The sequence below is a fragment of the Rhodococcus sp. 14-2496-1d genome (assembly GCF_002259365.1).
GTDB lineage: Bacteria > Actinomycetota > Actinomycetes > Mycobacteriales > Mycobacteriaceae > Rhodococcoides.
Map to the genome: position 1 here is coordinate 149,321 of NZ_NPFV01000028.1, position 21,418 is coordinate 170,738.

At 65.8% G+C, this 21,418-nt stretch carries 20 protein-coding genes; 17 read left to right on the forward strand and 3 right to left on the reverse strand.

Translation table 11 applies throughout. From position 1 onward, the window contains the following. Positions 1-35 precede the first annotated feature (35 nt). The 11 genes from ftsZ to CH296_RS20890 all read left to right on the forward strand — a co-directional run bounded on the left by ftsZ (position 36) and on the right by CH296_RS20890 (position 11,374). Complete coding sequence (gene ftsZ / locus CH296_RS20845) at positions 36-1,310, forward strand: cell division protein FtsZ (protein ID WP_045194914.1); 1,275 nt, start codon at positions 36-38, stop codon at positions 1,308-1,310. Then, the gene (gene pgeF / locus CH296_RS20850; RefSeq protein ID WP_094685670.1) at positions 1,307-2,074 is read left to right on the forward strand and encodes a peptidoglycan editing factor PgeF; all 768 of its coding nucleotides are present in this window, start codon (positions 1,307-1,309) and stop codon (positions 2,072-2,074) included. The genes ftsZ and pgeF overlap by 4 nt, the downstream gene beginning before the upstream one ends. A 19-nt stretch (positions 2,075-2,093) precedes the next feature. Beyond that, the gene (locus CH296_RS20855) at positions 2,094-2,849 is read left to right on the forward strand and encodes a YggS family pyridoxal phosphate-dependent enzyme (protein WP_094685718.1); all 756 of its coding nucleotides are present in this window, start codon (positions 2,094-2,096) and stop codon (positions 2,847-2,849) included. Positions 2,850-2,932: 83 nt separating this feature from the next. After that, positions 2,933-3,580: a cell division protein SepF gene (locus CH296_RS20860; RefSeq protein WP_032394380.1), complete on the forward strand. Its 648-nt coding sequence runs from the start codon at positions 2,933-2,935 to the stop codon at positions 3,578-3,580. A gap of 82 nt (positions 3,581-3,662) precedes the next feature. Then, positions 3,663-3,950, forward strand: coding sequence for a YggT family protein (locus CH296_RS20865; protein WP_032394379.1), 288 nt, complete (start codon positions 3,663-3,665; stop codon positions 3,948-3,950). A 160-nt stretch (positions 3,951-4,110) separates the two neighbouring features. Then, positions 4,111-4,962 carry a DivIVA domain-containing protein gene (locus tag CH296_RS20870; protein ID WP_032394378.1) on the forward strand — a complete coding sequence of 284 codons (852 nt, stop codon included), beginning with the start codon at positions 4,111-4,113 and terminating at the stop codon, positions 4,960-4,962. Positions 4,963-5,043: 81 nt separating this feature from the next. Continuing rightward, complete coding sequence (locus CH296_RS29045; RefSeq protein WP_045194919.1) at positions 5,044-5,220, forward strand: hypothetical protein; 177 nt, start codon at positions 5,044-5,046, stop codon at positions 5,218-5,220. 322 nt (positions 5,221-5,542) lie between these two features. After that, positions 5,543-8,680, forward strand: a complete 3,138-nt coding sequence (ileS, locus tag CH296_RS20875) for an isoleucine--tRNA ligase (RefSeq protein ID WP_094685671.1) — start codon at positions 5,543-5,545, stop codon at positions 8,678-8,680. Further along, positions 8,677-9,327, forward strand: coding sequence for a peptide deformylase (locus CH296_RS20880; protein WP_094685672.1), 651 nt, complete (start codon positions 8,677-8,679; stop codon positions 9,325-9,327). The genes ileS and CH296_RS20880 overlap by 4 nt, the downstream gene beginning before the upstream one ends. Before the next feature lie 47 nt (positions 9,328-9,374). Beyond that, entirely contained in the window at positions 9,375-10,691 is a 1,317-nt protein-coding gene (locus CH296_RS20885; protein WP_094647824.1) for a DNA polymerase IV, read from the forward strand. Positions 10,692-10,888: 197 nt separating this feature from the next. Then, entirely contained in the window at positions 10,889-11,374 is a 486-nt protein-coding gene (locus CH296_RS20890) for a hypothetical protein (RefSeq protein WP_176459229.1), read from the forward strand. Positions 11,375-11,470: 96 nt separating this feature from the next. Here CH296_RS20890 and CH296_RS20895 read toward each other — a convergent pair whose 3' ends face one another. Both CH296_RS20895 and CH296_RS20900 read right to left on the reverse strand, forming a co-directional pair. Beyond that, on the reverse strand, positions 11,471-12,214 hold the full coding sequence (locus CH296_RS20895; RefSeq protein WP_094685673.1) for a hypothetical protein: 744 nt from the start codon (positions 12,212-12,214) through the stop codon (positions 11,471-11,473). Further along, positions 12,211-13,173: a hypothetical protein gene (locus CH296_RS20900; RefSeq protein WP_230596641.1), complete on the reverse strand. Its 963-nt coding sequence runs from the start codon at positions 13,171-13,173 to the stop codon at positions 12,211-12,213. Before CH296_RS20900 ends, CH296_RS20895 begins: the two co-directional genes overlap by 4 nt. An 89-nt stretch (positions 13,174-13,262) precedes the next feature. Between CH296_RS20900 and lspA the strand changes: the two genes are divergently transcribed. The 4 genes from lspA (at position 13,263) to dnaE (ending at position 19,154) form a co-directional block, all read left to right on the forward strand. After that, complete coding sequence (gene lspA / locus CH296_RS20905; RefSeq protein WP_032394373.1) at positions 13,263-13,883, forward strand: signal peptidase II; 621 nt, start codon at positions 13,263-13,265, stop codon at positions 13,881-13,883. Beyond that, positions 13,880-14,806, forward strand: a complete 927-nt coding sequence (locus CH296_RS20910) for an RluA family pseudouridine synthase (RefSeq protein WP_032394372.1) — start codon at positions 13,880-13,882, stop codon at positions 14,804-14,806. The genes lspA and CH296_RS20910 overlap by 4 nt, the downstream gene beginning before the upstream one ends. Continuing rightward, a complete protein-coding gene (locus tag CH296_RS20915; protein WP_094647721.1) occupies positions 14,806-15,471 on the forward strand; it encodes a hypothetical protein in 666 nt (221 codons plus the stop codon). Before CH296_RS20910 ends, CH296_RS20915 begins: the two co-directional genes overlap by 1 nt. A gap of 146 nt (positions 15,472-15,617) precedes the next feature. Next, positions 15,618-19,154 (forward strand): DNA polymerase III subunit alpha, encoded by a 3,537-nt coding sequence (dnaE, locus tag CH296_RS20920; protein ID WP_032394370.1) that lies wholly within the window; start codon positions 15,618-15,620, stop codon positions 19,152-19,154. Here dnaE and CH296_RS20925 read toward each other — a convergent pair. Next, entirely contained in the window at positions 19,125-19,394 is a 270-nt protein-coding gene (locus CH296_RS20925) for a hypothetical protein (protein ID WP_094685674.1), read from the reverse strand. The two genes, dnaE and CH296_RS20925, sit on opposite strands and share 30 nt — an antisense overlap. Before the next feature lie 157 nt (positions 19,395-19,551). Here CH296_RS20925 and CH296_RS20930 point away from each other — a divergent pair, with 157 nt between their 5' ends. Together CH296_RS20930 and ilvA are read left to right on the forward strand one after the other, a co-directional pair. Then, complete coding sequence (locus CH296_RS20930; RefSeq protein ID WP_032394369.1) at positions 19,552-19,986, forward strand: nitroreductase family deazaflavin-dependent oxidoreductase; 435 nt, start codon at positions 19,552-19,554, stop codon at positions 19,984-19,986. A 70-nt stretch (positions 19,987-20,056) separates the two neighbouring features. Continuing rightward, positions 20,057-21,412, forward strand: a complete 1,356-nt coding sequence (gene ilvA, locus CH296_RS20935) for a threonine ammonia-lyase IlvA (protein ID WP_094685719.1) — start codon at positions 20,057-20,059, stop codon at positions 21,410-21,412. The last annotated feature ends 6 nt before the right edge of the window (positions 21,413-21,418 follow it).

The window sequence follows — 21,418 nt, forward strand, 5'->3', positions numbered from 1 at the left end:
CATTTCACGCAACAATCCACGGAAGGCGAGAGCCCATGACGCCCCCGCACAACTACCTCGCCGTAATCAAGGTCGTCGGCATCGGCGGCGGCGGCGTGAACGCGGTCAACCGCATGATCGAACAGGGACTCAAGGGAGTCGAGTTCATCGCGGTCAACACCGACGCTCAGGCCTTGCTGATGAGTGACGCAGACGTCAAGCTCGACGTCGGTCGCGAACTGACGCGCGGACTCGGCGCTGGTGCCGATCCCGAGGTGGGCCGCCGCGCAGCGGACGACCACAAGGACGAGATCGAAGAGGTGCTCAAGGGTGCCGACATGGTGTTCGTCACCGCAGGCGAGGGCGGCGGAACCGGTACCGGTGGCGCTCCCGTCGTCGCCAACATCGCTCGTAAGCTCGGTGCGCTGACCGTAGGTGTCGTCACCCGGCCGTTCTCCTTCGAGGGCAAGCGGCGCGGTGGCCAGGCCGACACGGGCATCCAGCAGCTCCGTGAGTCCTGCGACACGCTCATCGTCATCCCCAACGATCGACTGCTCCAGCTCGGCGACGCCGCGGTCAGCCTCATGGACGCGTTCCGCAGCGCTGACGAGGTACTGCTCAACGGCGTCCAGGGCATCACCGACCTGATCACCACTCCCGGTCTGATCAACGTCGACTTCGCGGACGTCAAGGGCGTGATGTCCGGTGCAGGCAGTGCATTGATGGGCATCGGATCCTCACGCGGCGAGGGTCGAGCCATCAAGGCGGCCGAATCGGCGATCAACTCGCCGCTGCTCGAAGCCTCGATGGAAGGCGCACGCGGAGTGCTGCTCTCGATCGCCGGTGGATCCGACCTGGGTCTGTTCGAGATCAACGAGGCTGCCTCGCTGGTGCAGGAAGCCGCGCACATCGACGCCAACATCATCTTCGGCACCGTGATCGACGACTCGCTCGGTGACGAGGTCCGCGTGACCGTCATCGCCGCAGGCTTCGACGGCGGAACCCCGACGCGGCGCCCGGTGGAAGCGGCCGCCTCCACACGTGGCCCGATCGGATCGGCTCGCTCGGGCGAGGTGTCGTCGCGGTCGAGCGACAGTTCGGACGGTGCGGTGTTCCGCGACCCGGTCGGCGCTCCGAGCGGTAGCAGTCTGCCGCCGCTGAACTCGTCGAGTTCGTCCAATCGTGAATCGTCGAGCCGCGAATCCGCAGCCGGTTACGGCCGTGACTCGGCCGGCCAGGGCCGCGAGTCCGTCGGTTCCGGCCGTCGCGTGCCCATCGCCGAGGACGAGGGCGAAGACGACGTCGATGTGCCGTCCTTCATGCGGCGGTGAGTGACACCTCAACCCCAGGTCCGTTTCGGGTCCGACGCGTCTCGACGACGCGAGCAGGTGGCGTCTCGGCACCTCCGTTCGACACGTTCAATCTCGGTGATCACGTCGGTGACGACCCCGCTGCGGTGGAGGCCAACCGTCGACGCCTCGGCGATCGATTGGGCATGGGACTCGAACGGCTCGTCTTCATGGAGCAGGTCCACGGACGCACCGTCACGGTGGTCGACGGTCCGGTGACCGAGCCGCTACCGATGACCGATGCGTTGGTGACGACGCACCGCGATCTCGGTTTGGTGGTGTTGACTGCCGACTGCGTGCCGGTGCTGCTCTCCGACGAGGAGGCCGGAGTGATCGCCGCCGTGCATGCCGGACGGGTCGGAGCCCGCATCGGCATCGTTCCGCGCGTGTTGGCCGCCATGGTCGAGCTCGGTGCGGTCCCGGCGCGGATCGGCGCGTTTCTGGGTCCGGCCGCGAGCGGTCGCCAGTACGAGGTGCCCGCGTCCATGCGAGCGGACGTCGACAAGCACCTGCCCGGCAGCGCGACGACAACCGTCCGCCACACGCCCGGGCTCGACATTCCCGCCGGTATCCGGGCCCAGCTGCTCGCCGCGGGCGTGTCCGCGGTGGCCCAGGATCCGCGCTGCACCATCGAGGACCGGACGTTGTTCAGTCACCGGCGCGAAGGATCGACCGGCCGAATTGCCAGCGTCGTCTGGATGGACAGCACATCCCCAGGTGATCGGCCCGAATCGGCCGATCGGTGAACGGGCAGGGAAGGTTGTCATGAGCGAACTCAGCGGCACTGCGTCGGGTACTGGCAGGGCGCAGGAGATCGAGACGGCGTTGACGTCGGTACGCGAGCGGTTGCATCGCGCGTGTGTCGACGCGGGCCGGTCGCCTGCCGATGTGGCTCTGCTCCCGGTGACGAAGTTCTTCCCTGCGTCGGATGTACGGATCCTGTACGACCTCGGATGCCGCGATTTCGGAGAGTCGCGGGAGCAGGACGCTTCTCCCAAGGTCGCCGAGACGGCCGACGACTTCAGTAGCGATCCACCGCGGTGGCACATGATCGGACACCTGCAGCGAAACAAGGCCAAGTCGGTCGCCGCGTGGGCGCACTCCATCCATTCCGTGGACAGTGCGCGGTTGGTGACTGCGCTGTCGAAGGCGACAACGGCGGCACTGGACGAGGGTGTGCGCCGGACCGAACTCGACGTGATCGTCCAGGTCAGTCTCGACGGGGACGTGCATCGCGGAGGCGTCGAACGCGACGAGCTGCACGCGCTCGCCGACGCGGTGGCCGACGCGTCCGGGTTGCGGTTGGCGGGGTTGATGGCGGTGCCGCCGCTCGACGCCGATCCGGACGCCGCATTCGCCGACCTCGAGAGTCTGCATCGTCGACTGTCGGCCGATCATCCCGGAGCGCTCGAGCTGTCCGCGGGCATGACCGGAGACCTGGAAGCTGCTGTGCGCCACGGATCGACGTGCGTGCGTGTCGGTACCGCAATACTCGGCGCGCGGCCGATAGCCTCGCAATAACAGTCCATGGATCACATCAGTCACAACAGACACTTGCGAACCTGGAGATGGACAGTAGACACACCGCCACGGAAGGCAGAACGATGAGCACCCTGCACAAGTTCAAGGCGTACTTCGGCATGGTTCCGCTCGCCGACTACGAGGACGACTACCTCGACGATCCGGACACGCGACGCAGCTCCCGTGGTGGTCGCGACAGCTACGACGACATCGACGAGCGTGAGTTCGTGAAGCCGTCCTTCGGTGGATCGCGGCATGCGCAGGTCGAGGACGACTACGACGATTACGAGGCACCCCGTCCGGCGGCCACGCTGGCACCGATCGGTGGACGAGGCCGTGGCGCGGCACCGACCACGCGAGGTGCGGCAACCAGAGGAGCGCTCGCCATGGACACTCGGATGGATGTGCGGGCGGAGACCCGACGCAGCCCGATCGTCGACGACGGCGGCCCTCTCTCGAAGATCACCACGCTGCGACCGCGTGATTACAGCGAGGCTCGCACGATCGGTGAGCGCTTCCGCGACGGCACTCCGGTCATCATGGACCTGGTCGAGATGAGCAACGCGGACGCCAAGCGACTGGTCGATTTCGCTGCCGGGCTCGCCTTCGCGCTGCGCGGTTCGTTCGACAAGGTGGCGACGAAGGTCTTCCTGCTCTCGCCGGCCGACGTCGACGTCTCACCGCAGGAGCGCAGGCGGATCGCCGAGACCGGTTTCTACAGCCAGCAGTGAGACATTTGCTGTTCGGAGCGGTAGTTCAGGGCTGTGACCAGCGCGCTTTGCTCAGCCCGGTGAAGTCAGGCAGAGTATAGCCGTGATCGTGTTCACGGTGATCAACATCGTATTGTTTCTTTTTTGGCTCCTTCTCATCGGTCGAATCATCGTCGAGTTCATCAGGACTTTCGCGAGAGATTGGCAACCGACCGGGTTGGTCGTCATCGTGCTCGAGGCGATCTTCACCGTCACCGACCCGCCGGTGAAGTTCCTCCGGAAGATAATTCCGCCGCTCAACCTCGGTGGAGTGCGACTGGACCTGTCCATCATGGTCCTGCTGTTCGTGGTCTTCATCGCGTGGAATGTGACCAGTGGTCTCGCGGCCTGAGGCCGCAGATGAAATGTTAGAACGCGGGACCCAGCGCATGCTGCGTGTCCTGTGTGACAGAATGGACGCCAGTTACAGTTTGATTGTTCTGCACTCGCGCGGAATGGCATATAACTGAATGCTTGCTCTACCGCCCCAAGACGCGTGAAGGGATCCTTCCATGCCGCTGACTCCAGCTGATGTGCACAATGTCGCGTTCAGCAAGCCGCCCATCGGTAAGCGCGGTTACAACGAAGACGAGGTCGACGCTTTTCTCGACCTCGTCGAGCAAGAGTTGTCGCGACTGATCGAAGAGAACGCCGACCTACGCCAGCGGGTCGGTGAGCTCGATCAGGAGCTTGCGGACGCCAAGAGCGCTGCGCGGCAGAGCCCGCAGCCGGCTCAGGCCGCGGCACCGAAGGCCGAGCCGCAGCGCCCGGTGGATCCCCCCAAGCCACCGCCCGTGGTGCAGCAGCCCGCGCCGGTCGCGCCCGTTGCAGCAGCTCCGCAGCAGAGCGGCGACTCCAACATGCAGGCCGCCAAGATTCTCGGCCTCGCTCAGGAGATGGCCGATCGTCTCACCGGTGACGCCAAGTCGGAGTCCGAGCAGCTGCTCGGCAATGCGCGCACCAACGCCGAGCGTCTGGTGTCGGATGCACGGACCCGTTCCGAGTCGATGATGGCCGAGGCTCGCCAGAAGTCCGAGTCGCTGTTGTCCGACGCGCAGACCCGGTCCGAGACCCAGCTGCGTCAGGCCAAGGAGAAGGCCGACGCACTGCAGGCCGACGCCGAGCGCAAGCACACCGAGATCATGGCGACGATCAACCAGCAGCGTTCGGTGCTGGAAGGTCGAATCGAGCAGCTCAAGACGTTCGAGCGCGAGTACCGCGTGCGGCTCAAGTCCTACCTCGAATCGCAGCTCGAAGAGCTCGAGAACCGTTCCTCGGCGCTGCCGGTGGACAACGGGCAGGACAATTTCAACCAGGACAATCAGTCCTCGGGGTACAGCCAGTCGTACGCCAAGGGCAACTGACGCACCACCGACCTCCGACGCTGTCGATCGTGGACAGCGTCGGATCAGGTTGTCGCGTCGAGTGGTGAGCGAGGAATCGGTGTGTTGGTCCTGACTCTCGGCGCGGCTGCGATCGGTTTCGGCTTTCTGGTTATTGCCCTGATGACGGGATCCGTCGTCTGGGCCTGGGCGTGCATCGCCGTCTGCATCGTGGGTGCTGTTCTACTTCTGGTCGGCGCGCTCACGGGCCGAAGACCGCCGCCCGAGCTCGACAGGTAGCATCACGATTCGCAGGTGTGAAATTCGCAGGTGTGAGATTCACAGGTGTCAGATTCAACGGCGTCGATCCGGCCATCACCGGGGAGCTTTCGGAAGAACGACGTCGGTACGAAGCACCCAGGTGCTTGGGAACGGTGTTCAGTAGAACCGAACGGGTGAGCCCGTCACAGCTCGTCTGGAGTGGCGCACTCCGACGACACGGTCGTCGAGAGCGTGCAAGCGGGGTGGTACCGCGGTATCGGGCGTACGAATCGCCCGGATGTCGTCCCCGTGCCAACTTTGCGTCGCGTCTGAGACGTGGCCGGCACGGAGGAGACTTGACATGACAGATGCAACCGAACGTCCGAACTCGGGATCCTACCCATTGGTGGACCTCGCCGAGGGCCGCTCGGGCAGCGTCCCGTTCCCGGATCTCGAGCGCATCGTTCTGCACGAGTGGGCCGAGGACGGCACCTTTCGTGCCAGCATCGACAATCGAGCAGGTGCGGACGAGTTCGTCTTCTACGACGGCCCTCCCTTCGCGAACGGCCTGCCGCACTACGGTCACCTGCTCACCGGTTACGTCAAGGACCTCGTCCCGCGATTCCAGACGATGCGGGGCAAGAAGGTCGAGCGTCGCTTCGGGTGGGATTGCCACGGTCTGCCCGCAGAGCTCGAAGCGGAGAAGCAGCTCGGCATCAAGGACAAGTCCGAGATCGACGAGATGGGCCTGGCGAAGTTCAACGCCTACTGCAAGCAGTCGGTACTCCAGTACACCGACGAGTGGCGGGACTACGTCACCCGGCAGGCGCGATGGGTCGACTTCGACAACGACTACAAGACCCTCGACGTCGACTTCATGGAGTCGGTCATGTGGGCGTTCAAGACGCTGCACGACAAGGGCCTGATCTACCAGGGATACCGGGTGCTGCCGTACAGCTGGTACGAGCAGACACCGTTGTCCAATCAGGAGACCCGCCTGGACGACGCCTACAAGATGCGTCAGGATCCCGCGGTCACCGTCACGATGCCGTTGACGGCTCCCGGCTCGCCCCTGGACGGTGCGAACGCGCTGATCTGGACCACCACGCCGTGGACCCTTCCGTCGAACTTGGCGATCGCGGTGCATCCGGAGGTGCAGTACGTGCAGGTGCGAGGCGCGGACGGTGAGCGTTACGTGCTTGCCGCTGCACGTCTTTCGCACTACGCGAAGGAACTGGGGGAGGAGCCGGAGGTGCTCTCCGAGCACACCGGTGCCGAGTTGGTCGGGCTGTCCTACACACCTCCCTACGATTTCTTTCTCGGCCACGAGAACTCGCACCGTGTGCTAGAGGCCGACTACGTCACCACCGATTCGGGCACCGGAATCGTCCACCTCGCACCGGCTTTCGGTGAGGAGGACATGGACGTCGCCACCGCGAACGGTATCGAGGTGGTGCAACCGCTCGACGCGGGCGGAAAGTTCACCTCGCTGGTGCCGCCGTACGAGGGTCTGATGGTGTTCGACGCCAACCCGGTGATCATCAAGGATCTCAAGGCCTCGGGTCGGTTGCTGCGGCACGAGACCATCGAGCACTCGTACCCGCACAGCTGGCGCAGTGGTCAGCCCCTGATCTACATGGCGGTGCCGTCGTGGTTCGTCGCGGTCACCAAGTTCCGTGATCGGATGGTCGAGCTGAACCAGGAGATCACCTGGGTTCCCGAGCACATCAAGGACGGCCAGTTCGGCAAGTGGCTCGAAGGTGCACGCGACTGGAACATCAGCCGAAACCGTTACTGGGGCAGCCCGATCCCGGCGTGGACCTCCGACGATCCGGCGTACCCGCGTCTGGACGTGTACGGCAGCCTGGACGAGCTCGAGCGTGATTTCGGCGTGCGACCGACCGATCTGCACCGCCCGTACATCGACGAGTTGACCCGGCCCAACCCGGACGATCCGACCGGCAAGTCGACGATGCGTCGCGTCCCCGAGGTGTTGGACTGCTGGTTCGAGTCGGGCTCGATGCCGTACGCGCAGGTTCATTTCCCGTTCGAGAACGAGGAGTGGTTCTCCACACACAACCCGGGCGATTTCATCGTCGAGTACAACGGCCAGACGCGAGGCTGGTTCTACACCCTGCACGTGCTGGCGACCGCGCTGTTCGATCGCCCGGCGTTCAAGACCGTTGCCGCACACGGCATCGTGCTCGGTGACGACGGACTGAAGATGAGCAAGTCCAAGGGTAACTACCCCGACGTCAAGGAGGTCTTCGACCGCGACGGCTCCGACGCCATGCGGTGGTTCCTGATGTCCTCACCGATCCTGCGTGGCGGCAACCTCATCGTCACCGAGCAGGGTATCCGCGAAGGCGTTCGCCAGGCATTGCTGCCGATCTGGAATGCGTGGAGCTTCTTGCAGCTCTACGCGTCGAAGCCCGGGCAGTGGCGAACCGATTCGCCGAACGTGCTCGATCGCTACGTGTTGGCCAAGCTGTCGGCCACCCGCGACGCGATCACCGATGCGCTCGAGGGCAACGACATCGCCGGTGCCTGCGACGAGCTGCGCACGTTCTGCGATGCACTGACCAATTGGTATGTGCGCCGGTCGCGTTCGCGGTTCTGGAGCGAGGACGCCGACGCCATCGACACCCTGCACACCGTGCTCGAGGTGCTCACTCGCATCGCCGCCCCGCTCTTGCCGCTGATCAGCGAGGTGGTGTGGCGTGGACTGACCGGTGGCCGCTCGGTGCACCTGACCGACTGGCCCGAGGCAGGCGAACTGCCGTCGGATCCCGAACTCGTCGAGAGCATGGACGAGGTCCGCACCGTGTGCTCCACGGTGCTGGGTCTGCGCAAGGCCCAGAATCTGCGCGTGCGGTTGCCGCTGCCCGAGGTGACGGTCGCAGCCGCCGATGCGGAGCGGCTGCGTCCGTTCGTCGACATCATCTCCGACGAGGTCAACGTGAAGAAGGTCGATCTCACCGAGGACGTCGCCGTACACGGAAAGTTCGAGCTCGTCGTCAATGCCCGTGCCGCGGGCCCGCGTATCGGCAAGGACGTCCAGACGGTCATCAAGGCCGTCAAGGCAGGTGATTGGTCGGAGGACGCCGACGGAGTCGTCAGCGCGGCAGGCATCGCGTTGTTACCGGAGGAGTACACGCGCAAACTCGTTGCCGCCGAGCCCGAATCGACGGCACCGTTGCCAGGAAACGCCGGACTGGTCGTGCTCGATTCCGCCGTCACCGAGGAGCTCGAGGCGGAGGGCTGGGCCAAGGACCGCATCCGTGAACTCCAGGACGCGCGTCGCAATCACGGATTCGACGTCTCGGATCGAATCGACATCGTCATCGACGTCCCCGAACATCGGCAGGCGTGGCTCGACACTCATCGTGATCTAATCGCGGGCGAGGTGCTCGCGCTCTCGCTGGTCGACGGACACGTGGGGGACGACGGCAGCGATCTCGGCGAGGGAGTGCGAGCAGCGATCACCAAGTCGTCATGATCGACGGCGACGTCTCGGTCGACGCCGTTCGTGAGCTTCTCGCCGAAGCTCACGGCGGCGTCGTGGCCATCGTCGCCGCGGGCCACCCGGTTCTGCGGTCGAGGGCCGTGCCGTACGCCGGGCAGCTCGACTCCGAGACTTTCGGGGAGTTGATCGAGGTGATGCGCGCAACCATGCACGACGCGCCCGGTGTCGGTCTGGCTGCCCCGCAGATCGGTATTCCGTTGCAGATCGCGGTGATCGAGGATCTGTACGAGGTGGGAGCGGACGTCGCCCGCGTCCGAGAGCGCACGCCGCTTCCGTTCCGGGTACTGATCAATCCGCGGTACACCCCGGTCGGGACGCGGACGGCGGACTTCTACGAGGGATGTCTCAGTGTTCCCGGCTACCAGGCGGTCGTCACCCGAGCGGCGGAAGTCCGGCTCGAATGCGCCGACGAGACCGGGCGCGCGATCGACGAGGTGGTCAGCGGCTGGCCGGCGAGGATCGTGGCCCACGAGACCGATCACCTCCACGGCACTCTGTACATCGATACCGCCCACACGCGATCGCTGACCACCAACGAGACGTACGGCGAACTGTGGTCGGATCCCACACCCGAACGCGCCGCGCACGCTCTCGGATTCGCCACCGACGACCGTCGTTGACGACCGTGCCCGATACCGCCGACCACACCCTGCGGAGTCGTCGATGGGTGCTGCATCTGGACATGGACGCGTTCTTCGCCTCCGCCGAACAGTTGACGCGGCCCACGTTGCGGGGCCGCCCGGTTCTCGTCGGTGGCGCGGGCGGGCGGGGAGTAGTGGCCGGTTGCAGCTACCAGGCCCGCGCGTTCGGAGCGCGCTCGGCCATGCCGATGCATCAGGCTCGCCGACTGGTGGGGGCCGGGGCCGTGGTGTTGCCGCCGCGGTTCGTTCTCTACTCGGAGCTGAGCCGACGCGCCTTCGAGGCACTGCGGGGACCCATGCCCGTCCTCGAACAACTCTCGATCGACGAGGCGTTCGGTGAGCCGCTCGAACTGGCCGGGGCGACGGTTCGCGAGGTGGAGCAGTTCTGCGCCGGCCTGCGCGCACTGATTCTCGCCGAGACCGGGCTGGTCGCCTCGATCGGTGCCGGATCCGGAAAACAGATCGCCAAGATCGCGTCGGGACTGGCCAAGCCCGACGGCATCACCGTCGTCGCTCCGGGAATCCAGGCCGAGCTGATGGCGGCTCTTCCGGTGCGGAAGCTGTGGGGGATCGGACCGGTGGCGGGAGAGCGTTTGCGGCGCTTGGGCATCGACACCATCGGCAAGTTCGTGGCCACGCCCGAGTCCGAGGTGGCGTCGATCCTCGGGGCCACGATGGGACCGAGCCTGCATCAGCTGGCGCGCGGAATCGACAACCGAGTCGTGGCCGAGCGAGCCGAGGCCAAACAGGTCAGCGCCGAGACGACGTTCGCCCAGGACCTGATCTCTCTCGCGCAGCTTCGCCCGGCCATCGAGTCCATCGTCGACTCGACGCATCGCCGATTGCTGAAGGACGGTCGGGGTGCCAGGACGGTGGTACTCAAGCTACGCAAGTCCGACATGAGCATCATCACTCGATCGGCCACGTTGCCGTACGCCACGGTGGACAAGCAGACCATCGTGGCAACGGCGCAGCGACTTGCCGTCGATCCTGTCGATGTCGGTCCGATCAGGCTGGTCGGGGTCGGATTGGCCGGGCTGTCGGCCGTTCGGCAGGGATCGCTGTTTCCCGAACTGGAGTACGAGCCGGTCGCCGATGCGACCGAGGAGTCGCCCGCCCCGATCGAGGCCGCCGCCGATGTCGTCGTCCCGGAAGGCCCTCGGTGGCAGCCGGGTATGGATGTGCGGCATCCCGACTTCGGCCACGGCTGGGTGCAGGGGGCCGGTCACTCGGTGGTGACCGTCAGATTCGAGACTCGCACCACCGGGCCGGGAATCGCGCGTACCTTCGCGGAATCGGACGAGAACCTGGTCGTCGCCGACGTTCTCGACAGCCTCGAGTGAGTTGTGGCCTGGCTGAGGAAACTCTGTGAGGTTTCACAGGTATGCCGATCGCGTTGTGACTCGGGCGTGTCGAGCTGACATAGTGGACCAGGTCCGAGACGACCCCATTCCAGACGACCGACGAGTCACAGAACGATCGAGATGTGACTCAGAGTGAAAAGGACAAGCACTTGAAGCTTCGCAACACCCGACGGGCAATGGTTGCCGGCATCGCCATCGCCGCAGCGCTCACCATGACCGCCTGCAGCTCGGAAGGCGGTGACGAGCCGACCGCGACCACGACGGCTGTCACCACCTCTGCGGTTGCCGCTCCCGACGCCGGTGCGTACCCCCCGGTTCCGACCGTCGAAGAGCTGAACGCCGAGCTCGCCCGCGGGCTCGATCCCAACGTTCCGGTCGAGGAGAAGGCCGCCCTGATCCAGGGTGCATCCGCCGATCCGGATCTGATCAACCAGGTCGCCGCCGCTGCAGTGGCCAACAACGCCCAGATCGAGATCACCAGCATCGACGATCTCGGCACCGGCGTTCTCAATGCCGGCATCACGATCACGCTCAACGGCCAGGCCAACCCCGGCACCTTCCAGTTCGTCCCCGAGGACGGCGTGTGGAAGCTCTCCAAGGAGAACGCCTGCGGCATCGTCTCGCTCGCTCAGCTGACCAGCCCGGCGTGCCCCGCACCCTGAGTCCTGCCGATCGTCTCTGACCGACAGTAGAACTGCCGGTGACATGTCCCCTCGGGGATGTGTCACCGGCAGTTTTTCGTGGGGCGACCGCCCGGTTCACATGCTCGGTGTCACCGATCGGATGCGCTCGACGGCCGCCTCGGCGACAGCGGTGACCGTATCGGGTTCCAGGCCACTCCGGTCGGAGACGACGATCTGGACGACCGTCGAATCGACCACGGCCACCACCACGTCGGAGATCAAGGTGAACCCTTCACTGCTGGTGGTCAGGCGTACCGAGGCCGATGCGTCACCGACCGACGACTGCTCCCGGCCTGCCAGCGCATAGTCGACGCTCACACCGTCCGCATCCGTACCACTGAACGTCGTGCACCCTGCCCACTCCTGCTGAATCGCCGTGAACGCCTCGGCCGTGCCCGTATCGGAGTAGCTCGCCGCATCCTCGTCGATCGACGAGAAGTTCGGTCCCGAGAAGCGGGCGACTGCGGTAGACGTCGCCCCGCCCCGCTGCTCCGAGATCGGAGCCAGGACAGCGGCGCATTCGGCCGGGTCGGTACCGGACCTGTCGGGGGAGTCGTACTCGGGAGCCGGGTCGAGCCCCAGATCCTGGACCGGGTCGGGGATCGAGGAGAACCCGTCCGGGAGGTCGCCGAGACCCAACATCGCCGCGGCCAGGACGCCGGAGTCGGTGATGGGGGTGCCGAGCAGAGGATCGGGCGCGGGGACGGAGCTGGGTGCGGCTGCAGGGCTCGGGGCAGGCTCGTCTGCACCGCACCCGGCCGCGGCGACGCCGACCAGCGCCAGCGCCGCCAGCAGCTGCGTCGTGGTCCGCGCCGTCATCGGGCAGCCCAGCCGATGGAGTCTCCGACGGTCTGGCGTAGCACCGTCGTGCTGTCGGGATCGGTGTACATCTGCTCACCACCTGCAGTGATCGACCCGCCGACGGGGAGTGGACGGGTCAGATCGATCTCCAGCGTTCCCGAGCCGGTGAAGGTGTACGTCGCGATGTTCAGCGTGCCGGCGTTGTCCGGCAGGTTCCATGTCGACGATTCGGGCGTTTGGGTGATCGCGACGTCCAGGGTCGCTCGGTCACCGTCGAGCGCTCGCAGCGTGACAGTGCTGCGCTGGTTCAAGGTGATGCCGCTCAGTACCTGCTGATCGACCGTCCAGACCGCGCCCACTCCCACCTCTGCGTCGGGGAAGTCGACGGAGCGGTACACCGCGGCGTTCAACGACCGTTCGATCGCCGCGCGGGCGGTATCGAGCGCGGCGTCGGCGGGGGTGATGTGCAGTGCGGTGATCGCTCCGGAGTCGGTGCTCGCCAGCCGCGCCGTCGAGCCCTCGGAGGCGGCGAGTGCGTCGGTCAGTCCCTCGTCGGGTGACGTCGCAGCTCCGATGGTGAGCTCGACGGATCTGGTCGCGCCGGTAGCAGCGTCGTCGTCCGGCACGGTCTCGGACGTCGACGCGGACAGGGGCACGGTCAGATCGGGACTCGAGAAGTCCTGCGGAGCACCGTTGTCGATCTGCTGCGACACGGTGGATGTGGTGGTCAGGTCCACGGTCTGCTCGTCGGAGTCGGAGGTGTCGAAAGCCAGCACGCGCCGTGGCTCGGCACCGGGGTCGACGACCGTCGTGGTCGTCGGTGTCACGGCGATCGTCACCTCGTTCGAGGACGCGGCCTGATCGGGAGCTGGATCGGAGTCGGCGTCGGTGCTCGAACATCCGGCGACGAGTGCCACTGCACAGCAGGCAGCGAGAAAACCGGAGCGGACGGTGCGGTTTCGATCGGTCGTCTTCACGCGCACCAGGCTACTGACACCGCCCGCGGTGACCGGTGGTGCGCGGCACGGATGAGGACCCACCGCCGTCCATACGCCATGATGGACAGGTGAGTGAAGACCGCGCCGACGATCCGCCAGCCGAGACGAGTAGTGTTCCGGCACCGAACGAGACCGCGGACTCGCAGGTGACCGAAGCCGACAGCGCCGAGATCGGACTTTCGAAGCCGCTCAAGACGCGGTTGCTGATCGTGATCGCGGCCGTGATTCTTCTCTTCGATCTCGTGACCAAGATTCTGGTCGTGCACTACGTCGAGCCCGGCAACCCGATCGAGATCGTCGGAGACGTCGTGACGCTGCGGCTGGTACGCAATCCCGGTGCGGCGTTCTCGATGGCCACCGGAATGACCTGGTTGCTCACGGTGGTGGCCGTCGCGGTCGTCATCGGAGTGATCAAGATCGGTCGGACGCTGCGATCGCCGTGGTGGGCACTGGGATTGGGTCTCGTTCTCGGCGGCGCACTCGGCAACCTGATCGACCGCTTCTTCCGGGCACCCGGCCCGTTCCAGGGACACGTCGTCGACTTCGTGTCGGTGGGCTGGTGGCCGGTGTTCAACGTGGCCGACTCGTCCATCGTCTGTGGTGCCATCCTGCTCGTCGTCCTGAGCCTGTTCGGGTTCGAGCCGAACGGTGAACGAGCCGGCAAGTCGAGTTCCGAGGCCGACAAGTGAGGGAATCGCGCTCGATGCCCGTCCCCGACGGCCTGGACGGAATGCGGGTGGACGCCGGTCTGGCTCGGCTGCTCGGGCTCTCGCGTACCGTCGCCGCGACCCTCGCCGAGGAGGGCTCGGTTCTGGTCGATCACGGTGCCGTCGGCAAGTCCGACCGGCTGGCGGCCGGTTCGTGGCTCGAGGTGACGTTGCCCGAGCCCGCCCGTGAGTTGACGATCGAGGCGGAGCCGGTCGAGGGGATGGAAATCCTGTACGCCGACGACGACATCGTGGCCGTGGACAAGCCGGTCGGGGTCGCTGCGCATGCCAGTGTCGGCTGGACCGGCCCCACCGTCATCGGTGGTCTCGCGGCCGCTGGATTCCGTATTTCGACCTCCGGTGCGCACGAGCGGCAGGGCATCGTCCATCGCCTCGACGTCGGCACGTCCGGGGTCATGGTGGTCGCCACGTCCGAGCGGGCGTACACCGTGCTCAAGCGGGCGTTCAAGGCGCGGACCATCGACAAGCGCTACCACGCACTGGTGCAGGGCCACCCGGATCCGAGCAGTGGAACTATCGATGCCCCGATCGGTCGACACGGCAGCAACGACTGGAAGTTCGCCGTCCGAGCCGACGGCAAGCCCAGCGTCACCCACTACGACACGGTCGAGGCGTTCCAGGCCGCGAGCTTGCTGGACGTGCACCTGGAAACCGGTCGTACGCACCAGATCAGGGTGCACTTCTCGGCGCTGCGGCATCCGTGCTGCGGTGATCTGACCTACGGAGCCGATCCACGGCTGGCCGAACGGTTGGGCCTGGAACGGCAGTGGCTGCACGCTCGCTCGCTCGGCTTCGCGCATCCGTCCGACGGCCGCTGGGTCGAGATCGAGAGCAAGTATCCGGCCGACCTCGAGCACGCACTCGAGGTGCTTCGGAAGGCGTGATGCGCAGCAGGGGAGTCTCCGGAGTGCTCGGCGGCGTCGTTGTCGCGGCACTCGTGATCGGGGCGCTCGCGGTGATCGGGCACCTGAATCCGGTACGACAGTCGATCGTGAGTACCGACCGCCTCGGCCCGGACAGTGGCGAGCAGGTGGCCGAGTACCTGGCCCGCGCCGAGGAGAGTCTGCGCAGCGACACCACCGAACCTCGATGGGGCTCGGTGTCGTTCGATCGCGAACTCACCGCCGAACAGGTTCGTACCGTCGCCGACGGGGTCCGTATCTCGCAGGTGTTGGTGCGTGTTCCGCTCGACCGCGTGCAGACTCCGATACTCACCGTGGGTGTACCCGGCAGTGAGCGCTCGGTACTGAATTCGACCGCGCGTGCAGCGAGCCTGGCGGCGGCGTCGTTCGGTGTGGGGGACCGGCAGGCGCAGATCGCCGCAGTGTCGCAGCGACGTCTGCTCGACGGGTGCGCCTGTGTGGTGACAGTGGTGGTGCGCGGGACCCCTGCCGAGCTCACCGAGCTGGCCGGCCGGCCCGATGTGCGAGCGGTGCAAGCTCTTCCGCCGGATGCGGTGTCCGGCAAGTTCGCGGTCGAGCCGCTTCTGCCGGAGTACGTCGACGTCGTCGGGCCGCTTCCGGACGACGGTCTCGTGCCGACCGAATGAGGCGATTTCTCGTCGCATCCGTCACACCCGTCACGTCCTCCCAGGACACACCGGCAGCGTGGAAAATCTGTCGGTTCGACCGCTTACAGTGAGTACGTTCGCGGCTCGTACTGTCGACAACGCACGACCTTCAGGAGAGAACCTTCGTGGCCGATTCGTTCGTTCATCTGCACAACCACACCGAATATTCGATGCTCGACGGTGCCGCCAAGATCGGGGCGATGTTCGCCGAGGCGGCGCGGTTGGAGATGACGGCAGTCGGCATGACCGACCACGGCAACATGTACGGGGCCAGCGAGTTCTACAACGAGGCCAAGAAGGCCGGAATCAAGCCGATCATCGGCATCGAGGCCTACATCGCCCCGGAGTCTCGCTTCAACAAGAAGCGCGTGCTGTGGGGCGACCGCAGCCAGAAGTCCGACGACGTCTCCGGTAGCGGTGCGTACACGCACATGACGATGGTCGCCGAGAACGCCACCGGAGTTCGCAACCTGTTCAAGCTGTCCTCCCTCGCCTCCATCGAAGGGCAGCTGGGCAAGTGGGCCCGGATGGACGAGGAGATCATCGCCTCGCACGCCGAGGGCATCATCGCCACCACCGGCTGCCCGTCGGGCGAGGTGCAGACTCGCCTGCGACTGGGCCAGGATCGTGAGGCGCTGGAGGCTGCCGCGAAGTGGCGCGAGATCTGGGGGCCGGACAACTTCTTCCTGGAGCTGATGGATCACGGTCTGTCCATCGAGCGACGCGTCCGCGAAGGTCTGCTCGACATCGGCAAGAAGCTCTCGATCCCGCCGCTGGCGACCAACGACTGCCACTACGTCACCAAGGACGCCGCCGAGAATCACGAGGCGCTGCTGTGCATCCAGACCGGTAAGACGCTCAGCGACCCCACTCGCTTCAAGTTCGACGGTGACGGCTACTACCTCAAGTCCGCCGCCGAGATGCGCGAGCTCTGGGACGATCAGGTGCCCGGTGCCTGCGACAGCACCCTGCTCATCGCCGAGCGGGTGCAGCCCTACGACGAGGTGTGGGCACACCGTGATCGGATGCCGATCTTCCCCGTGCCCGAGGGGCACACGCAGGGCACGTGGTTGCGCCACGAGGTCATGACCGGGCTCGAGCGGCGGTTCCCCGACGGCCCGGGCGAGGACTACCTCGCGCGCGCGGAGTACGAGATCAAGGTCATTCTCGAGATGGGCTTCCCGGCGTACTTCCTCGTCGTCGGCGACCTGATCAACCACGCCAAGGCCGTCGGCATCCGCGTCGGGCCCGGTCGAGGCTCGGCCGCGGGCTCTCTCGTCGCGTACGCGATGGGTATCACCAACATCGATCCATTGCCGCACGGTCTGCTGTTCGAGCGATTCCTCAACCCCGAGCGCGTGTCGATGCCCGATATCGACATCGACTTCGACGATCGTCGCCGCGGTGAGATGGTCCGCTACGCCACCGAGAAGTGGGGCAGCGATCGAGTGGCCCAGGTGATCACGTTCGGCACCATCAAGACCAAGGCCGCCATCAAGGACTCCGCGCGCGTGCAGTTCGGCCAGCCCGGCTTCGGAATCGCCGATCAGATCACCAAGGCACTTCCGCCGCCCATCATGGCCAAGGACATCTCCGTGGCCGGCATCACCGACCCGGCGCACGAGCGCTACAAGGAAGCCGTCGAGGTCAGGGCCCTGATCGACTCAAACCCCGACGTCGCGACCATCTACAAGACGGCCAAGGGGCTCGAGGGCCTGATCCGCAACGCGGGCGTGCACGCCTGCGCGGTCATCATGTCGTCCGAGCCGCTCACCGATGCCATTCCGGTGTGGAAGCGCGCGCAGGACGGCGCGATCATCACCGGCTGGGATTACCCGTCGTGCGAGGCCATCGGTCTGCTCAAGATGGACTTCCTGGGTCTGCGCAACCTCACCGTCATCGGTGACGCCATCGACAACATCAAGGCCAACCGCGGCATCGACATCGACCTCGACGCGCTCCCGCTCGACGATCCGGCGACCTTCGACTTGCTCTCTCGCGGAGACACTCTCGGCGTCTTCCAGCTCGACGGCAGCGCCATGCGCGATCTGCTCCGCCGGATGCAGCCCACCGGCTTCGAGGACATCGTCGCCGTCCTTGCCCTGTATCGGCCGGGTCCGATGGGCATGAACTCGCACAACGATTACGCCGACCGCAAGAACGGAAGGCAAGAGGTCAAGCCGATTCACCCGGAGCTCGAAGAGCCGCTCAAGGTGATTCTCGGCGAGACCTACGGCCTGGTGGTCTACCAGGAGCAGATCATGCAGCTTGCGCAGAAGGTGGCCGGCTACACCCTCGGCCAGGCCGACCTGCTGCGTCGCGCCATGGGCAAGAAGAAGCTCTCCGAGCTGGAGAAGGCCTACGCCGGGTTCCGGCAGGGCATGTTGGACAACGACTTCTCCGAGGCGGCCATCAAGGCGCTGTGGGACACCGTGCTGCCCTTCGCGGGATACGCGTTCAACAAGTCTCACTCCGCGGGCTACGGCCTGGTGTCGTACTGGACGGCATATCTCAAGGCCAACTACCCGGCCGAGTACATGGCCGGACTGCTCACCAGCGTCGGCGACGACAAGGACAAGGCCGCGATCTACCTCGCCGATTGCCGCAAGCTGGGCATCACGGTGCTGCCACCGGACGTCAACGAATCCGAACTCAACTTCGCGTCGGTGGGCAAGGACATCCGGTTCGGGCTCGGTGCCGTCCGCAACGTCGGTACCAACGTTGTCGCCTCGATCATCAGGGCGCGATCGGAGAAGTCCAAGTACACCGACTTCTCCGACTACCTCGGCAAGATCGATGCGATCGCGTGCAGCAAGAAGGTCACCGAATCCCTCATCAAGGCAGGTGCTTTCGACTCACTCGATCATCCCCGCAAGGGCCTGATGCTCATCCACGCCGACGCCATCGACGCGGTGATGGGCACCAAGAAGGCCGAGGCGATCGGTCAGTTCGATCTGTTCGGCGGCGAGGATGCCGACGAGTCCATCTCCGCCGTGTTCAACGTTCGGGTGCCGGACGAGGAGTGGGAATCCAAGCATCGGCTCGCCCTCGAACGCGAGATGCTCGGCCTGTACGTCTCGGGACACCCGCTGCTGGGCGTCGAGCACATGCTCGCCGCGAAGTCCGACTGCAACATCCCCACCATCCTCGAGGGTGACATCAAGGACGGCACACAGGTCACCGTCGGCGGCATTCTGGCTTCGGTGAATCGTCGGATCAACAAGAACGGCCTGACGTGGGCGTCGGCTCAGCTTGAGGACCTCGCCGGCGGTATCGAGGTGCTGTTCTTCCCGCAGGCGTATTCGGTGTTCGGTGCCGATGTCACCGAGGACTCGGTGGTACTCGTCAAGGGCCGCGTGTCGGTGCGCGACGATCGAATCTCGTTGATCGCCAACGATCTTGCGGTACCCGATCTGTCCGCGATCGGCATCGACAAGCCCCTCGCGGTGAGTCTGCCGACTCGGTTGTGCACGGCGGACAAGGTCGGTGCCCTCAAGCGGGTGTTGTCGAGCCACCCGGGAACCTCGGATGTGCACCTGCGGTTGGTCAGTGGCGACAAGATCACCACGATGAAGCTGGACGACAGTCTGCGCGTCACGCCGACATCGGCGTTGATGGGCGACCTGAAAGCGCTACTCGGCCCGGGCTGCCTGACGGGCTGACGCCGGTCCGGTCGAACCCAGTTCGGTCAGGCGCAGCGTCCACCAGGTGAGTACGGCGACTGCTGCGCCGGTCAGCACTGCTGCGTGCAGGGAGCCGGCGACGACGAGCGTCGCAGTGAACACGATGAACCCGAGTGCGAGGGCCTCGAGCTTGTAGACGGGCCACGCGATGCCCGCCACGTCCGCGGTACGTAGGGCCGGAGCGGGTCGACGGCTCACCTGGGTGCTCGTGTAGGTCATCGCGTTCTCCTCTGGTGCCACCGGCAGGTTCGGGTCTCCGCTGCAGGAAGTTCAGACTATACCCGCAAAAGATTCGGTGGGCCGAACTTGGGGTCCGGACCTGGCAATGTCGACGATCTCGTGGCGTGCCGACGCCTCGAGGTGTTGACTGAAAGCCATGCCATTGACAGGAGAATACGAACCGAGTTCATCCGACTGGGCCCGCAAGCAGGCCGAGCTGTACGAGAACTCCGGCGGAACCGAAGGCACGACGATGAACGGGATGCCGGTGGTGCTGCTGACCACGAAGGGCAACAAGAGCGGAAAGCTGCGCAAGTCACCGCTGATGAAAGTCGAACACGATGGTGAGTACGCCATCGTCGCCTCCCTCGGGGGTGCCCCGAAGCACCCGGTCTGGTACCACAACGTCAAGGCCGAGCCGCTCGTCGAGCTTCAGGACGGTCCGGACAAGCACGACTACATCGCCCGCGAGGTGACCGGCGACGAGAAGGCAGTGTGGTGGGAACGCTCGGTTGCTGCGTACCCCGACTACGCGGAGTACCAGAAGAAGACCGACCGCGAGATACCTGTGCTCGTACTCTCCCGCGTCTGAAACGCCGTCGGTCCGGTCGTGGAGCGGTCCCGGATGGGCAACCGTTCCACGCTGGTGGCAGCATGTGCTGGTGTCTTCATCCCCTGAACTCGCCTCCCAGCATTCACCCTCGGTAGCCGTCACCGCTGCCGACATCGATGCCGCTGCGGTGCGTATTTCTTCGGTGGTTGCTGCGACACCCCTTCAGCTGTGCGAACGGCTGTCCGCGGAGACGGGCGCGAAGGTCTACCTCAAGCGCGAGGACCTGCAGATCGTGCGGTCGTACAAGATTCGCGGCGCGTACAACCTGATGGACCAGCTGACCGAGGCCGAGCGTGCGGTGGGCGTGGTGACGGCGAGCGCGGGTAACCACGCGCAGGGCGTCGCATTCGCGTGCCGCACGATGCAGGTCCGCGGTCGCATCTACGTTCCGGCCAACACTCCCAAGCAGAAGCGTGACCGCATTCGGGTGCACGGCGGCGAGTTCGTCGATCTCATCGTCATCGGCGACACGTTCGATGCCGCGGCAGCAGCTGCTGCCGAGGATGTCGCTCGTACCGGTGCCACCATGGTGCCTCCGTTCGACGACCCCCGTACCGTCGCCGGCCAGGGCACCATCGCTGCCGAAATAGTCGACCAGCTCGGTGGCGCGCCGGACGTCGTCGTCATGCCCGTCGGCGGCGGCGGATGCATCGCGGGCATCTCGAGCTACCTGCGCGAGCGCGCACCGCAGACCTCGCTGGTGGGCGTCGAGCCGTCCGGTGCCGCATCGATGACCGCCGCACTGATCGCCGGTGGTCCGGTCACGCTCGCCGACATCGATCCGTTCGTCGACGGCGCCGCCGTCCGCCGCATCGGGGACGTGCCGTATGCGGCGCTCCGGTCGTTGGGTGCCACCGTCGTCTCGCACGCGTCGTTGCCATTGCTCACTGCGCCGGTGTTCGACAGTGCGGGTCCCGGTGCGTTCTTGGTCACGCAGATCGACGAGGGCGCGATCTGCACCGCGATGCTGGCTCTGTACCAGAACGAGGGTGTCATCGCCGAGCCCGCGGGCGCACTCGCGGTTGCTGCGCTCGAGCACCTCGACATCGCCGCCGGAAGTACCGTCGTCTGCCTGGTGTCCGGTGGCAACAACGACGTCTCCCGTTACGGCGAGATCCTCGAGCGTTCTCTGGTTCACCTGGGGCTCAAGCACTACTTCCTGGTGGACTTCCCCCAGGAACCCGGTGCGCTTCGCCGATTCCTCGACGAGGTGCTCGGCCCCGAGGACGACATCACGCTGTTCGAGTACGTCAAGCGCAACAACCGCGAGACCGGTGCTGCTCTGGTCGGCATCGAGCTCGGGTTCGCGAGCGGATTGAGCCCGCTGCTCGAACGTATGCGGGATTCTCACCTGCACGTCGAGCAGTTGGAGCCGGGTTCACCGGTCTACCGCTACCTGACCTGATCCGGC

Bases quoted from the DNA above. Each gene is read 5' to 3' on its own strand.
- CH296_RS20895 (WP_094685673.1), bottom strand. From the start codon at position 12,214: ATGACGGCGCGGACCACGACGCAGCTGCTGGCGGCGCTGGCGCTGGTC.
- CH296_RS20925 (WP_094685674.1), bottom strand. From the start codon at position 19,394: ATGACCTACACGAGCACCCAGGTGAGCCGTCGACCCGCTCCGGCCCTA.
- CH296_RS20890 (WP_176459229.1), top strand. From the start codon at position 10,889: ATGGTTGCCGGCATCGCCATCGCCGCAGCGCTCACCATGACCGCCTGC.
- ftsZ (WP_045194914.1), top strand. From the start codon at position 36: ATGACGCCCCCGCACAACTACCTCGCCGTAATCAAGGTCGTCGGCATC.
- CH296_RS20930 (WP_032394369.1), top strand. From the start codon at position 19,552: ATGCCATTGACAGGAGAATACGAACCGAGTTCATCCGACTGGGCCCGC.
- CH296_RS20915 (WP_094647721.1), top strand. From the start codon at position 14,806: ATGCGCAGCAGGGGAGTCTCCGGAGTGCTCGGCGGCGTCGTTGTCGCG.
- CH296_RS20870 (WP_032394378.1), top strand. From the start codon at position 4,111: ATGCCGCTGACTCCAGCTGATGTGCACAATGTCGCGTTCAGCAAGCCG.
- CH296_RS20855 (WP_094685718.1), top strand. From the start codon at position 2,094: ATGAGCGAACTCAGCGGCACTGCGTCGGGTACTGGCAGGGCGCAGGAG.
- ileS (WP_094685671.1), top strand. From the start codon at position 5,543: ATGACAGATGCAACCGAACGTCCGAACTCGGGATCCTACCCATTGGTG.
- CH296_RS20880 (WP_094685672.1), top strand. From the start codon at position 8,677: ATGATCGACGGCGACGTCTCGGTCGACGCCGTTCGTGAGCTTCTCGCC.
- CH296_RS20860 (WP_032394380.1), top strand. From the start codon at position 2,933: ATGAGCACCCTGCACAAGTTCAAGGCGTACTTCGGCATGGTTCCGCTC.